Origin of the sequence: Altericroceibacterium spongiae (genome assembly GCF_003610805.1) — a bacterium.
Taxonomy (GTDB): domain Bacteria; phylum Pseudomonadota; class Alphaproteobacteria; order Sphingomonadales; family Sphingomonadaceae; genus Altericroceibacterium; species Altericroceibacterium spongiae.
Map to the genome: position 1 here is coordinate 118,908 of NZ_RAPF01000003.1, position 15,342 is coordinate 134,249.

Sequence of the window (15,342 nt, forward strand, 5' to 3'; positions counted from 1 at the left end):
ATATTGGCTCAGAACTGGCGTGTGAGCTGCAGGCTGTAGGAACGGGGCTTGCTGCCATAGATCTGCCCGGTGAAGGAAGGGCCGGAATTGATCCGCGTTGCCCCGACAGCCCCGAAAATATTCTCTATATTCAAGGCGATAGTCCAGTTTTGATAGTCCAGGCTGGCTGAGGCATCGAACAGGATATGGCTGTTCAGCCTGTCATAATACCGGAAGCTGCTGTTGAAGCGCGATTGCGTGCCGCTGATACCGTTGCTGTTGAGCTGGAAAAAAGCGATAATATCTGAAGTTATCGTGGTTTTCCAGGCGGTTCCGAAAGAATAGCTGAAAGGGGTTATGTCAGGCAGACGATCCCCCGGTTGCGCCCCGAGAGCCAGAGCGCCCGAATTGGCCAGCCTTGCATCGGTATAGCTAAGGCGGCCATAAACCGACCATAACGGGGCCAGAAGCAGATTGAAGCGGGCCTCAAAGCCGTTGACATTCACGCTACCGACATTGGCATTATAATAGAAAGCGCCATTGGGGCTTCCTGTATAATAGATCATATCCTGCCAATCGACGTGATAGATCGATGCCTCGATATCGCTGCCATTGGCAGTCTGGAATTTCGCCCCGGCTTCATAGCTCCAGAGCCTGTCGGAATTATAGATCTGTTCCTGCGCAGTGAGGCCGGGAGTGATGTTGACGCCGCCGGGGCGAAAACCTTCACTGGCCCGGACATAGACGAGCAGATCGCTGTGCGGAGTGTAGCTCAGTTCGAATTTTGCCGAAGTGCCGTTCTCATGGGTTGAAAATTCGCCTTCTGCAATTTCGCCCGTCCCGGTAATGATATTTGGAACCTCGACATGGCCGCTGGCTTCGCGCTTGTAGGAAAAGCGCCGCAGCCCGGCCGTGAATGTCCACCGGTCGCTCAGGGCCAGACGATATTCCCCGAAAACAGCCCGCTGTTCCAGCCGGGTCTGAATAAAACGCAGGCCTGTGATGTCGAGCGGGCGGACGGGCTTTCCCGTGTCACTTTCAGCGCGCACCGTATAGCTGTCGGCATTGTCCGACCGATCCTCGAAAAAAGCGCCCAAACTCCAGCCCGATGCGAACCCGCCGGAGGATTGAAAGCGGATTTCCCCATTCGTACTGCGGACACCCATGGGTTGATACAGCATGCCGAGCAGGCGCGAATCGACGAAACGTCCATAGTTGCGCAGATCGGAGGCCGAGCATGAATCGCCGGAGCTGAGACCGCGAAACCGAGCACATCCGGCTTCACTGTCGCGCTGAGAGGCCAGAACCGCGGTAAAATCGTTCTGACGGAGCAGATTCCATTTATAATAAGAGAGCGTGGCCAGCATATCGACCGGGCCCAGTTCGCCCGAAAAGGTAAGATTGCCTAGTTTCAGACGGCTGGAATAGGGCGTTCTGACAAGGTCCTGATTACGATAGAGCGGTCCGCCGCGTTCCCAGCTCAGACTGTCATCGAGAGACAGGCGGTGGGAAAAGCCGGTCGCGGTCAGCTTATACCCGGCAGCAGGTTGCCAGGCGAGGATCAGTCTTTCCCCATGCCGTTTGACGCTGCCGACATTGGTGAGATCGAGTGCGGGCTTGTCTATGAAGCTCGACGACACGCTGCGATAGGCCACGGCGCGCATGGCCAGCTTATCATCGATCAACGGCGCGTTGAGAATGGCCGAAACTTCACCTCCGGGATCGCCGCCTTCAGCGATCGAGCTGCCAGTGCTCAGCGTTGCGGCCCAGTCATTCATCTCTGGTTGCCGGAACAGCAACCGCAATGTTCCGCCCATCGAGCTGGCCCCGTAAAGCGTGCCTTGCGGGCCACTCAGCAACTCTACCCGATCCATATCGATCAGTTCGATATCGGGCGTTGTACCACTGGGGTCCAGCGTAGTGCCGGAGGGGCCACTGACCGGTGTTTCCCCGAAATATACCCCAACCGTGGCTTCACCGGTGCCATATATCCCGCGGATGGCGATACGCTGTTCGCCATTGCGTGAATCGATCACGGCCAGACTAGGGCTGACCCTGGCGAGATCGCGCAATTCGGTGAGATGACGTGAGGTGATTTCCTCCTGGGTAATGACATTGACGGTGCCCGGCGTCTCCAGCACCAGACTGGGGCGTTTGAGCGCTGTCACGACGATATTTTGCGGGATCGGCGGAGCGACCGGCATGGATCTTTGTTGAGAAGCGGGCCGCGATAGCTGGCGCGTGCTGGCACGACGAATCAGGATAACGCCATCATCGACGATGCGGGCTTCCAGCCCCGAACCTCGCAATATTTGCCTCAGCCCGATATCTCGCTGCTCGGAAACTGACATGGCCGCCACGCGTTTTCCGCGCACCAGCAGCGGATCGAACAGAATCTGCCGCCCGGTGCGTGCGGCATAATGTTTAAGCGCCGCGCTGAGCGATCCTGCAGGAATGGAGATGCTGGCCTGCGCGCTGGCAGGCACGGCAATGCTGACAGCGAATAAAGTCGCCGTACAGGCTGCCGGGCCGGTGCACCGGAAAATGGCGCGATGTGTCAGCCAGTCCATCATCAGGGCAAAGTGAAGTTCCGGAATATCGGATCAGGATAAAATGCAGATCGGGCAAGCCCCCACAGCAGACCCGATCGCAATATGCATACTTGACGTATCTTTGGCAACGCAGCACGGTGTTTCGCAACGCATCTTTCTCTTTGGATATATGCGGGGGGAACATAATGAGCAGGGGTCATGCCGTCAGAGCAGGAGACGGCGCAATCAGCAGGGATCGACACGGGCCGGCCAGCGATACCCTGCAAAAATATCTGCGCGCGGTGCGGGGGTTTTTCATCAAGCGCGTGCAGGCTTCCGAGGTTGACGATATGGTGCAGACCGTGGCTTTGCGTATACAAAGTCGTGGCGAGGCCAGCAGTGCGATTGAAAATCCGGAACGCTATATTTTTCAGGTCGCGCGCAGTGTGATGATCGATCAGCATCGCAAAAATGTCAGCCGTCAGGCAGCCCGGCATGAGACGCTTGAAGAATGGCACCATCCGGTCGATGAGATGTCCCCCGACCGTATCGTTGAAAGTGCCGATGCTCTTCAACATGTCATGAACGCCCTGCATTGTCTGCCAACCCGTACGCGTCAGGCTTTTGTACTGCACAGATTCGAACATTTGAGTTATGGCGATATTGCGGCGGAGATGGGAATCTCTATCAGCGCCGTGGAAAAACATATTATGAGAGCGATCCGGAAGCTGAGTGTAGCGCTTGACGATGAATGATACTTCACGGCCCAGCAGGAAGATGAACGAGGCTGCCGAATGGTATGCCCGGCTGAATGCGCCCGATTGCTCCGAAAGCGACCGGCGCGATTTTTCTGCCTGGCTCAAAGCCGATATTCGTCACGAAAGCGCCTGGAGTCTGATTGCTTCCGCCGATAGCGCCATGGATCAGGCCGCCGATCATCCCATGATTGCAGAACTGATTCAGGAAGCGCGATCCATGCCGCCTGTCGGGCAGGAGAATGCTGCATCATCTGTCAGAACGCAGACGGACGGCGAAACCCGCCATGCAGCATCGCACCGCAGACTGGCCCCATGGCATTACGGGATTGCCGCTGCACTGGCCCTGACGGTAGGGCTGGGCGGTCTGGCCGCATGGCATTCTTCACCGCTGTCGAGCGGAGAGGATGCCCGGCTGGCACAAAGCACGCATTATGCGACGGGCGTAGGCGAGAAGCGCGTTGTGACGCTCGCAGACGGTTCCACGCTCACACTCGATACGAATAGTGCTGTCGAGATTCCGCAATGGGGCGAGCGGCGGCTGGTTCATCTGGTGAAAGGGCAGGCTTTCTTCGAAGTAGCGAAGGATGCCGAGCATCCGTTTATTGTCGAAAGTGGCGGCAACTCGGTCGAAGCGCTGGGCACGGCCTTTACCGTGCGCGAGGGCAAGGGCACATATAATGTTGCGCTGCTAAAAGGACGGGTGAAAGTCGCTCTCGGTCTGGCGGGGGCGGGCGATGCGATTCTCGAACCGGGCGATACCCTGTCTCTGTATGGCAAAACGGTGGCGATCAGACATAAGAACGCTGCGAGATTCTCCGGCTGGCTGGAAGGGCGTCTGACTTTCGAGCAGCGCCCGCTCGGTTCTATCGTTGCTGAAATGAACCGCTATTCCACCCGCAAGATCGTGCTGGCCGATTCCGAATTGCAGAACCGGCCTTTCAGCGGCACCTTCACGACGGATGGCGGCGATGCGCTCGTTAGTGCACTGGGCGCTTATGGCATCGCCCATGTGTTGCGCAGCGATGACAAGGAAGTGGTGCTGGCGGCTTCATAAGCCCGTCTGCCACCGGCATTCACGAATACGCAAAAGCGGTAAGCCGAATGTAAAAGGCTGGCCCGGCGAACCGGACCAGCCTTTTTGCGATACCCGAGGGGCTTATTCGCTTTTGGAAGCAGCGTCGCGATAATCGAGCGGCGGGGCACGATCGCCGACCAGCGCCCGATATTCGAAATCGGGGCCGACCCGTTCCTTCAGTTCGTCTTTCGCTTTGGCGATTACGTCCGGGCTGCGAAACAGATCGGCTGTAGTAAGGGCGAGCGTCTTGGTGGCAACCATCGCGCCTTTGATGCCGACGCTCGATCCCGAAGCCGCGACATTCTGCCAGCTATGCCCGGGGGAGCCGGGTACGAAAGTGGCTGTGGACAGGCCGACTGTGGGGACGATCCAGCTAATATCCGAAACATCTGTGGAGCCGCCCATCGCCTGATCGTACAGCTCGGCCTCTTCCACGTCTCCGACGGAATCGAGCGAGGGTGCCTCACGGCCAAAGCTCTTCTGAATGGCGGCACCGAAAGTTTTTTCCTCTTCGGTCCAGGTGATGCCGCCGACCTTGTGCAGATTGCGATCCATCACATGCATCAGCGTTTCATTGGGCATCATGGAATAGACGCCGCCGGTCTGTTCGAATTCCACCGTGGTTTGCGTGCCCATGGCTGCACCGTCGGCTGCCTGCTTGACCCAGTCCATCACGCTACGGACGATTTCGGGGTCCTGATGGCGGACGTAATAATAGACTTCGGCGAAATTGGGCACGACATTGGGGGCCTTGCCGCCATCGGTGATGACGTAATGGATGCGTGTGCGGTCAGGGATGTGTTCGCGCAGCATATTGACCATATCGTCCATCGCTTCCACGCCATCGAGCGCGGAGCGTCCCTTATCGGGATTACCGGCAGCATGGGCCGAAACGCCGTGAAAGCGGAACTTGCCGCTGATATTGGCGAGGGTGGGGCCTTGCGATGCCGAGTTCGTGTTGCCCGGATGCCAGTGGACCGCGATATCGACATCGTCGAAATAACCGTCACGCACCATAAAGGCCTTGCCCGAACCGCCTTCTTCGGCAGGCGTGCCGTAGACGCGGACTTCGCCGGTGACATTATTGGCCTTCATCCATTCCTTCACCGCGATACCGGCATAGGTGGAAGCGGTGCCGAACAGATTATGCCCGCAGCCATGGCCGGCAATGCCGCCCAGCGATTCCTGCGTGCCTACACCGGCCTTTTGCGAAAGGCCGGGTAAAGCATCATATTCTGCCAGCAGGGCGATGACCGGGCCATCCCCGTTCTTATAGCTGGCCATGAAAGCGGTCGGCTCTCCGGCAATGCCGGGTGTGATCGAGAAACCTGCCTGTTTCAGCTTTTCCTGCAACAGATCCGAACTTTGGGTTTCCTTATATCCCAGCTCGGCGAAGTTCCAGATGGCGAGTGCGGTGTCCTCGATGGGTTTGGCATCGTCCGTCACAGTCTGGAGAATTTCGCTCTGGTCGGCGCTGCTCAGCTCGGCATGGGCCGGCTGGGCCAGGATCGTCGATGCGGCCAGCACCGCGAGCATCATGCGTTTCATTCCTGCCTCGTTTGAAAATGCAAAAGGTGATGGGATCACCATCACCAAAAAGCGCCCGGCGGCAAGGTTGCCGCCGGGCGAGGGGGTGGATCAGAACGACTTTTTCAGACCGACAAAGAAATAGCGGCCCAGAACGTCGTAATTCTGTGCATCATAGTTACCCTGCGTGTTCCCGACCTGCGGTGGTTTGCGGTTGAACAGATTGGTAATGCCCACGCGCATTTCGGTTTCGGCAGGCAGCATCACACGGCCATTGAGATCGAAGATGTGGTAGGCTTCGACCCCGCGTGTGGTGCTGTTGGGATTCACCACCTGGCTGGAGGACTTCATGCTGTCGATGAAGCGCCAGCGCAGACCCAGGCTGGCCTGGCCCAGAGAATAGGTGAGCGACGTCACCGATTTCCACGTCGGATGCGCCGATCCGGCATTGCTTTCGATCGCCTTGCCGATGCTGCCGGCATAATCATAGGTGGTGGCGCCTGGCAGATCCTGAATTTCGAAACTGTCGAGATAGCTCACCGCAGTGTTGATATCGATCCGCCCGCTATTGGCGCCGACACCCAGCTCTTCGAGATCGAGCTGCCAGTCGAGCTGCACATCGATCCCGCTGACTGAGAACTGCCCCAGATTGAGCAGTGGCTGAACCGGGTTGAGCGGGACACCGCTATCCGGATTGCGTTCGATCAGCGAGCAGTAATAATTGTCGGGGTCGAAATTCGGATTGTTGCCGCCCTGATTGAAGCAGAACTGGAACCCCTGGGCGATGGAAAGCGGGCCGACTGCATCCTTTACCTTGATCTTGTACCAGTCCACGGAGAGCGACAGGCCGCTCAGCATGGGTGAGTAGAAGGGTGAACGGATAACCCCGCCGAAAGAGAATGTATCGGCTTTTTCTTCCTGCAGATCCGGATTGCCTCCGGTCAGCGCGAAAACCTGTGCGGTGCCGAGCTGATAGGAATTGATCAGCGCATCCGGCACGCCCTGTGCCAGACACAATGCCGCCACATCGTCCCCGTTCGGGCCCTGACGATAGGAGGAGCGGACATCGCATGGATCGCCTTCGGAGCCAGTCGGGGTGGGGTTGCCGATCCCGACGCTGCCGGTCGATACCGGTGCGTAGAGCTCGCCCACGCTGGGCGCGCGAATGGCGCGGTTATAGCCGCCCCGGAAGCGCAGCCAGTCCGTGGCCTGCCAGTCCACATCCGCCTTGTAGGTGTGCACACCGCCGACCGAACTGTAATCCGAATAGCGATAGCCAAGGTCGAGATCGAGATGCTGAACGAGCGGAATATCCTCCAGCAGCGGAACCAGCAATTCGGCGAAGAATTCGGTGGTATCGACCGAACCGCCGGCCGGGCGCAGCACGCTGAAGCCGAGCACATCGCTGGTGCCATCGGGCTGATTGAGCTGGGCATCGGGCTCGAAATTATAGCTGTTATAGCGATAATCCGCACCCATGGCGAAGCGCACCTGACCTGCCGGCATATCGAACAGGCCACCCTGCACGCTTCCTTCGACGATCCGCTGCTTCAGCTCATTGGTATTGAGCGTACGGCGATAGATATAATCGACACATTCCTGCGAAGGGGTGACGTTGCCGAAGGGATTGAAACCGCCTTCGCAATATTCGGTGCCTCCGGTTGGACTGTAGAGCAGGCGTGCCAATGCTGAATCGCTGGCACCGCCGGTCTGTTCATTCTCGAACTTGGCGCGGCTCACGCTCCCATACACATCCCAGGTCAGATCCCCGATACCGAGATCGCCGGAGAAACCGCCGGTGATCTGATAGACGTCATATGTGTAGGTCTGAACGCGCGGCCCGAGAATATTGAAAGCCTTGTAAAAGGTGAAATCGCCCGTCGGATCGGGACGGGACGCAAGAATGCTGGCGAAATCGTTGCTGATGAACGGGTTCGATGCCGGAACGCTCAAGCCATAGACATTGGAGGCCAGTGTCGGGTTGCCGGTCGCCACGCTTTCATAATTCACATAGCTGAACTGCAGGAAGGAGCGGATGCTGTCGGTCAGTTCGTAATCGACATTGCCGAAGACCGTGTAGCGTTCCAGATCCGCCTGCAATGCACCGTCGGCATAGCCATAATTGATCTGCTGGCTGTTGGGACCGCTATCGACGATATAGGCTTCATCGGTTTCCGGATCGCGGAAATTCTGCACCGGAACGCCCGATGTGGTGAAGAGCGTCTGATCGGTATTGAAACCGATCTGCCCGGTGTAGAAACCGTCGCTGCCGGAAATCGGATCGAAACCGTAACCGGCAAAAACCGAATTGACAGCATCGATGGTCGGGCGGTTGGCACCGAAGATCGTATTGCCCTGCGGGATCGTGGCGAGGCCCGGTGTCGTGCGGCGGAAGAAGTAATAATCCCGATCGCCTTCCAGCGCGCGCCAGCGCTTCGTGTAATCGACCGAGAGAACCGCATTGCCGCGGCCATCGGCGAAATTGCCGCCCAGCGTACCGTTAATGCGGAAGCTGTCCCCATCGCCATAATCGCTGATACCATATTGCGTGCCGACAGTCAGACCTTTGAAGTCACGCTTAAGGCGAAAGTTTACCACACCGGCGGTCGCGTCCGAACCGTAAGTGGTGGATGCGCCGCCCGTAATGACCTCGACATTTTCGATCAGGGCTTCGGGAATAATGTTCAGATCGACAGAGCCATCCGGGTTGGAAGGCTGCATACGCCGCCCGTCGAGCAGCAGCAGAGTGCGCTTGGAGCCGAGGCCGCGCAGACTGGCATAAGCCTGACCGCCATTGAGGCTGGTGCTGGTGCTGCGTGTGTTGGACTGGCCGAAAGAACCGGTGAATTGCGGCAATTGGGCCAGAGCCCGTTCCACCGTTACCTGACCCGAATTTTCGATGGCTTCTTCACCGACCGATACGATCGGGCTGTTGGCCTGATAGTCGGGCCGCGCAATGCGCGAGCCGGTAACGACGATTTCCGGCGATGAAGCATTGGCCGATGGCTCTTCCGTATCGGGTGCTTCAACCTGTGCATGAGCTGTTTGTGCGAATAATGTGGCAAAGGCGCTTCCGCATAAGAGCATAGTGCGCCGCGACCCGGTGAAACGATTCATTCCCAAATCCCCCTTGTTGCTAGGAATATGTCGTAGTCCCGAGAATTGACGCAGTGCAGCGAAAGCCCCTCACTTCAAAATTTCAATTTTATTTCAAAAAATGGGGCCGGACATTGCTGCCCGGCCCCAACTCTTTCGCGGAGTGTCAAAGAGGGGGTTAGTCTTCCGCGCTGGCCGGGCCATAGAACAGCCCGTTAAACAGGAATTTGAAAGTCGCATAAGGCTGCGCGCGCTGGGTGATTTCCGGCCCCATCATAAAGATTTTGCCATCGCCCAGATCGGTATCGAATACGGCGACCGTATCCTTCAATCGTTCCTGACCCAGTGCCCAGCCGCTATGCAGCGGCGTAGCAGTGTCGAACCAGGAAACCGGTGCTGCACCGTTACCCTTGGCCTGGAAAGACTGGCTGTTGGCAAAGAACAGATCGACAGTGTCAGGCATCCCGAAGGCCAGCGGCTGGCTATTATCGACATGCGCCGTCACCAGCGAGCCGGGAATATAGAATTCGCGGCGGTCGAGGATTTTGCGCTGATTGCCATCCTCTTCGTAAAGCGCTGCTTCCACCGGTGCGCCGATCAGTTCGGCAAGCCTGTTTGCGCTGCCTACAGTGATGACCGTGCCACCTTCGCGAGCGAAAGTGGCAATAGCCGGCACGGTGGTATCCTGTGTGATTTCTCCGAGCCAGGGACGATATTCGGCAGGAATATCTTTGGGGTCCGGCTGATCGGCTTCGCGCGGGGCACGATAAAGGCTGTCTTCATCGCCCGGCACCGTGCCATCGGCAAAGATGAGAACATCGTATTTGTCCTTCAGATCGCCCTTGTCGAGTTCCTGCGGATAGACGATCGAGAAGGGAAATTCATATTGTTCGAGCAGCCAGCGGGTCCAGCCTGCCGGGATATTGCCGCCATATTTATCGACCAGCCCGATACGGGGCTTGGTGAGTGCCATTGTGTCTGCCGAAGGCGCCGTCGCAACCCCGAAAGCGTCCAAACCCAAATCCGCAGCCGCACTGGCCATGACTTTCTGCGCGCCGGCCGAATTGGGCACCCAGATGGCACCGGGCTGAAAATTGCGGCCTGCTGCATCGATCGGTTGCATCACCCATGAAACAGGCACACCGGCTTCCTGAAGGCGATTGGTCAGAATGAAACTGTTATTGGCCGTGTGCGGTACAAGCCAGCCTGCCCCGGCCGATCCTTCAATTTTACCGGCGGGTGTATCGATCAGACCCGGTACGTGCGCGAACGGCCCGTCAAACCCTTCCAGAATACGATCGAAATCCACACCCATCTGGAAAGCGAGTGTATAACCTGTGATGTCGTAAGGCGCTTTGGGCGGGCCGCCGGGATATTCGAAATCATGCGGGTGATCCTGCGGCTCGAACATGTCCAGCACATGCGGACGATAAGCCTGTGCGGTTTTCACGATATAAGAACCTGCCGGATAGGTCTTGCCTTCCACGGTGAAACTTCCGGTCGCCTTTTCCACATCCACGCCATTTTTGATAAGCGCATTGAGAAAAGCCACGACCGTCGGCATGTCCGTTTGTCCGGCAGGAATGATGTAACCGCGCGGATCGCGATTTTCCGGCTTTTGCAGCTCGGAATAGAGACTGGAGGCCACACGTCCGCGAGAGCGCCAGGGATTGATCCCCTCTTCTTCAGGGGGCGGGCCGTCGCCGGCCGCTTCCTTCAGCGCATCGACATCCTTGGGTGTGATCGTCCAGCTATCCTGTTCGCCCTTCCGGATATTGGCGGCGCCCATCTTGTAGATGTTGAGCAGCAGACGCTCCCGGTTGCGCGATGCGTAATCGAGTACCGCCCGGTTCAGGAACCACTGATATTCGAGACTGTCCTTCAGATGCCATTCCTGCGGGGCAATCGGCATCGGCTCGTCATTGCGGGCCAATTGTGTGTCCGGGATCAGCGGAATGCGCTCCGGCGTCGGACCGCCGATAATTTCGGTCAGCAGGCCCACTGCATTGTGGAAATAGGCGATCGAGCGGAACATGCCATTATGCCATGTGGAATAAGGGGCCACGCTGCGCTTGCCCGAACCCGGCTTATTTTCCGATACGAGGCGGCTGTGCATTGTCGAGCCGACTTCGTCCAGCGTGGTCATGACCAGCGGATTATAGTTGTAGTTGAACGGATCGCGGAAAGGCGGAACGAACACAACCATGCCCGCCGGGCCGGTCTGGTGCTGATTGAAAATGATCTGCGGGAACCATTCGCGGAACATGACGCGATTGGCATTTTCGGTTTCCGGCATCTGCGACATGAAACTGTCGCGATTATTATCGTGGCCGACATATTTCTGGTAAAGGCGCGGGATCGAACCGAATTCACGCTGCTTCGGATCATCCTTGCGCATATACCAGTCGGCGACAAGTTGCAGGCCGTCAGGATTGTCATGCGGGAAAAGCATGATGACATCGTCCAGCTCACGCAGGGTTTCGGGATCGTTCTGGCTCAGCAGGCGATAAAGCACATGGATCTGGCTTTGTGTGGTGACAGTTTCGGTCGCATGAAGCCCTGCATCGATCCACACGACGGCCTTGCCCTTCGCCGCGAGCGCTTTGGCTTCATCCTCGCTCAGCCCGTCGGCCTTGGCCAGACGCCGGGCAATATCGCGATATTCATCCAGTTTTGCCAGATTTTCCGGCGAGGAAACGATGGCCATCCACTGATCGCGCCCTTCGGCGGTTTTGCCGATATTGACCAGTTTCATCCGGTCGGACTGCTGGTTCAGCAGTTTCAGATAGGCTTCATATTGCGTGTAATTGGCGAGGAAGTAATCGCTGCCCGGTTCCTGTGGAAAGGCATCGGCCGGTGCGGTAATACCCAGACTGTTGCTGCCTGAAATATGCTCTTCCTGAGCAAAAGCCGTAACCGGCTGAAGTGCCAGTCCGATAATGGCTGCGCCGCAAAACAGAAAGTGTTTCATTATTCCCCCTCGCATTTGCATGGTTTCGGCCCACAAGAAGCCCTGATCGAATAGACGGAACCGAAAGCAACATCCTCACTCCCGGTCTGCACTTAAAGATTATTTATTCGCCCGGCATGATGTCGAAAGCGATCGTCAGGCGTTTCTGATGGCCGGAAAACAGCTCTGTGCCGTGCCACAGATAGCTCGGGAAAATGGCCAGCATACCCGGTTCGGGGCGAATGTGATGGAAAGGCGCCAGTTGCGGGCGAGTGGGAATGCCTGGCCGTCCGAAAGCGAGCCAGCCTTCTTTTCCCTGCCCGATGGTCTGGGGCAGATCGACATAAAAGGCAGAGGACATCCAGCCCTGCGGATGCACGTGATCGACATGAAACCCGCCGGGGGAAAGCGCTACCGACCATGCCGGGCCGAAACGAAACCGTCCGTTGGAGCGCATTCGCACCGGGTCTTTGCCCGGGCCGAGCGCGGCAATATGGCGCTCGATCACCGGGTGCAATGCGCGAAACAGTGCCTGAATAGCCGGATCGGTAGATTGCGTCAGATCTTCCTGCGTCTGACTGCCGTGACGCAGCGACTGATCGAGCGGATGGCTCGCCCATGGATGCCGCCTGAGCAGTGCCGTTTTGAGATCGCCGAGATAGGCAGACAGGTCACTCCAGCCCTCGGGCGTTGCAATCGTTCCGGTCGATATCAGACCGGGTGCCGTGCAAAACAGGGCGTGGCGCGGATCGCCTTTCATGCGCCAGGCGGTGGTGAGCAATGCGACGATACCCTGATCGCCGGGATGGGCCTGCAAAATACGGATGGCGAGCTGCTCGGCTTCATCCACTCGTCCGCAATGGAGCAGTGCTTCCAGAGCAGCCTTGGCCGCACTGTGCGATGTTCTGTCGCATTCCAGCGCCTGACTGGCAAAAGTGAGCTGCGCATCGGCCTTGCCCTGCTGTCCGGCAATGTGCGACTGCACGATCCGCAGACCGGCTTGTCGGGGAGCCAGCTCCACTGCGCGGGCTATTGCCGCGGCAGCCTCTTCCGGCAGATCGGCCGACAGGAGAAGCTGCGCTTTCAGTTCCAGCAGGTCGGCACTGGCCGGATTGCGAAGAATCTCCCGGTCGAGTCTCTGTGAAGCCTGTGCGATGTCGCCGGTAAGCATCCAGCGCAGTTGCGCAAGATCGTGATGTGCTTCCCGGTAAGCGGGACGTGCGGCAAGGGCTTGTTCGAAGCTGTCCTCCGCCGCAGTCAGATCGCCTTTCCCTTGTTGCGCCCGCGCCAGAACCAGCAGGCTTTCCGCAGCTCCCCGGCCCAGACGGACTGCTTGCAGCGCCCATGTTTCGGATTCGACGAAACATGACATATCGCCGAGCATGGCCGCCAGATTGTGCGCTATGGCAGCGTTATCGGGAGCCTGCGCCGCGGCTTTGCGATACAGTGCGAGTGCTTCTTTCATACGCCCTGCTGCGCGTGCATGGCGCGCCTGTGCAAGGAGTTCGTCCGGGAGGAGCCGTGCAGGCATTGTCATTCGGCTGATGCGCCCGTTTTGCGTGCGCGAATGGGGACGGGCACATTGCAGACATCCACACCATGGGCCGGAACATGGTAAAAATCGTCGTGCCGTGCAGCCCTCAGCGCGAAGTAGTGGGCAAAACTATCGCTGTCGTCGGTCATGAATTCGAAAGCGGGCCGATCGGCTTCGGGCAATTGCGAAGCCAGCCTCACAGACCGGATAGGAACGCGCATGGCCGGATCGGCATAGGTCCCCGCCGGACCTTTCCCCCGTGGTAAGGTCGAGAGATAGGTCATGCCTTCAATGACCCGTCCGACCACTGCCACATTGCGGTCGAGCTGCCGTGGTGCATGGCCGATTACCGTATAGAGTTCGGCACCCGAGCCGGTATCGGGCGAAAGGTTGCGCGCTACGCCTACCGAGCCATAACAATGGACCGGCCAGCGCGATGTTCCGTCGCTTGCCAGCGGCCAACCATCGATAATCTGCGCCACAGGGGCGTAGGAGTCGCACAGGGCCTGCGGTGTCTCAGCCTTGTCGCAGGATAAGGATATGGCTTTGCCAAGAGGCGTGATATATTCGCTTTCGGGAATATCGCGCAGACTGTCCGGCAGCGGTTTGGTTTCTTCGGCATCGCCCCATTGGGTTACCCAATTATCGACCACACGATAAACGCTCGTACCATCCCACCAATGCGCTTTTGCCAGCTTGCGGATATTATCGACCCAGCCCTGCGAATAGGGCGAGGGAACCAGCTGGATGACAATTTGCCTTGACGAGCCGTCTTTCGCCGGCGCCAATGTCATCACCAGCAACTCATCGGCGGGAATGGCCTGCCAGTCCCCGGCGGGAGACGCAGCCACAATTGCATCGGGTGTAGCTGGCCCCGTCTCTGCGGCATGAGCGGCCGGAACGGTCAGCAGAGCAAAAGTTGCGCAAGCGAAGGCGCCTGCCCGGCGCGGGGAAAAGATCGTCATGGACAGGCAGCATGCCACTGGAACAGCTGCTCGGCAATTCTCCAAGGAAGGGGAAATTTTCAAAATTTATGCGAAAAGGATCGGGGACGTCTTGCACAACCGCTTCCCGCCCGCTAGGGGCCAGCGCTCGCACAGGCATGCGGAGCGGTGGCCGAGTGGTCGAAGGCGCACGCCTGGAAAGTGTGTATACGGTAACCCCGTATCGAGGGTTCGAATCCCTCCCGCTCCGCCAATTACCCATTCACCAGTGTTCATAGTCAACCGCCGAAAGGCGCGGTTTTCTGAGGCTTTTCGGTCCGTATGTATCCATCCGTGTTCGTTGATATTCGCCCACAGCCTCGCTAAAATGTGGGGAGATATCCAAGTGTGAGGAAGCGTCCCCACATTGTTTGGGGAGCTGACATGGGCAAGCCCGGAACCTATAGTGACGGGGGCGGCCTTTTTCCTAAAAGTAAGTTGCAGTGGCGGTGCAAGCTGGCTTCTACGTATCCAGCATGAGGGTAAGCGGCGCGACATTGGCCTTGGCAGCGCCAAGCTGGTTACGCTGGCATCGGCCCGAGCCAAGGCCGCCGAAGCCCGCAAGGCAACTCGCGAAGACGGGCGTGACCTTGTGGCAGAGAAGCGCAAGGCTAAGGCCGGGAGTGTTGCCTCAGGAAGCTGCCCAGACCTACTACGAAACACACAAGGACCAGTGGTCTAACTCCAAGAGCGATGACCAGTGGACCAACTCCATGACGGCCTATGCTTTCCCTTCCCTTGGTTCCAAGCCGGTCGGCAGTATAACCGCTGGTGAGACCATCACCGCAATTTCCAAGGTATGGACTGAGAAATCCGAAACCGGCAGGCGGGTGAAACAGCGAATCAGGGCCGTGCTTAACTTTGGGGCCTATATACCTAACCAGCCAACAATATCTTGACGCCATCGCC

At 58.1% G+C, this 15,342-nt stretch carries 10 protein-coding genes and 1 tRNA gene; 5 read left to right on the top strand and 6 right to left on the bottom strand.

Going from position 1 to position 15,342, the window contains the following annotated elements; genetic code table 11:
* Window positions 1–8 precede the first annotated feature (8 nt).
* Window positions 9–2,552: a TonB-dependent receptor gene (locus D6851_RS06540; RefSeq protein WP_120324099.1), complete on the bottom strand. Its 2,544-nt coding sequence runs from the start codon at window positions 2,550–2,552 to the stop codon at window positions 9–11.
* Window positions 2,553–2,716: 164 nt separating this feature from the next.
* Between D6851_RS06540 and D6851_RS06545 the strand changes: the two genes are divergently transcribed.
* Both D6851_RS06545 and D6851_RS06550 read left to right on the top strand, forming a co-directional pair.
* Window positions 2,717–3,265 (top strand): RNA polymerase sigma factor, encoded by a 549-nt coding sequence (locus D6851_RS06545; protein ID WP_120324100.1) that lies wholly within the window; start codon window positions 2,717–2,719, stop codon window positions 3,263–3,265.
* A 22-nt stretch (window positions 3,266–3,287) separates the two neighbouring features.
* On the top strand, window positions 3,288–4,322 hold the full coding sequence (locus tag D6851_RS06550) for a FecR family protein (RefSeq protein ID WP_183030012.1): 1,035 nt from the start codon (window positions 3,288–3,290) through the stop codon (window positions 4,320–4,322).
* A 102-nt stretch (window positions 4,323–4,424) separates the two neighbouring features.
* Here D6851_RS06550 and D6851_RS06555 read toward each other — a convergent pair whose 3' ends face one another.
* The 5 genes from D6851_RS06555 to D6851_RS06575 form a co-directional block, all read right to left on the bottom strand.
* Complete coding sequence (locus tag D6851_RS06555; RefSeq protein WP_120324102.1) at window positions 4,425–5,891, bottom strand: amidohydrolase; 1,467 nt, start codon at window positions 5,889–5,891, stop codon at window positions 4,425–4,427.
* Window positions 5,892–5,981: 90 nt separating this feature from the next.
* Window positions 5,982–8,987: a TonB-dependent receptor domain-containing protein gene (locus tag D6851_RS06560; RefSeq protein ID WP_120324103.1), complete on the bottom strand. Its 3,006-nt coding sequence runs from the start codon at window positions 8,985–8,987 to the stop codon at window positions 5,982–5,984.
* 157 nt (window positions 8,988–9,144) lie between these two features.
* Window positions 9,145–11,937, bottom strand: a complete 2,793-nt coding sequence (locus tag D6851_RS06565) for a M14 family metallopeptidase (RefSeq protein ID WP_183030013.1) — start codon at window positions 11,935–11,937, stop codon at window positions 9,145–9,147.
* Window positions 11,938–12,040: 103 nt separating this feature from the next.
* Window positions 12,041–13,453 (bottom strand): putative 2OG-Fe(II) oxygenase, encoded by a 1,413-nt coding sequence (locus D6851_RS06570; RefSeq protein WP_120324104.1) that lies wholly within the window; start codon window positions 13,451–13,453, stop codon window positions 12,041–12,043.
* Window positions 13,450–14,415, bottom strand: coding sequence for a peptidylprolyl isomerase (locus D6851_RS06575; protein ID WP_120324105.1), 966 nt, complete (start codon window positions 14,413–14,415; stop codon window positions 13,450–13,452). The genes D6851_RS06570 and D6851_RS06575 overlap by 4 nt, the downstream gene beginning before the upstream one ends.
* Before the next feature lie 141 nt (window positions 14,416–14,556).
* Between D6851_RS06575 and D6851_RS06580 the strand changes: the two genes are divergently transcribed.
* The 3 genes from D6851_RS06580 (at window position 14,557) to D6851_RS18350 (ending at window position 15,332) form a co-directional block, all read left to right on the top strand.
* Window positions 14,557–14,647, top strand: a tRNA-Ser gene (locus D6851_RS06580).
* 192 nt (window positions 14,648–14,839) lie between these two features.
* Entirely contained in the window at window positions 14,840–15,115 is a 276-nt protein-coding gene (locus tag D6851_RS18005; protein WP_238473974.1) for an integrase arm-type DNA-binding domain-containing protein, read from the top strand.
* Entirely contained in the window at window positions 15,057–15,332 is a 276-nt protein-coding gene (locus D6851_RS18350) for a phage integrase central domain-containing protein (RefSeq protein WP_420797096.1), read from the top strand. The genes D6851_RS18005 and D6851_RS18350 overlap by 59 nt, the downstream gene beginning before the upstream one ends.
* Window positions 15,333–15,342 lie beyond the last annotated feature (10 nt).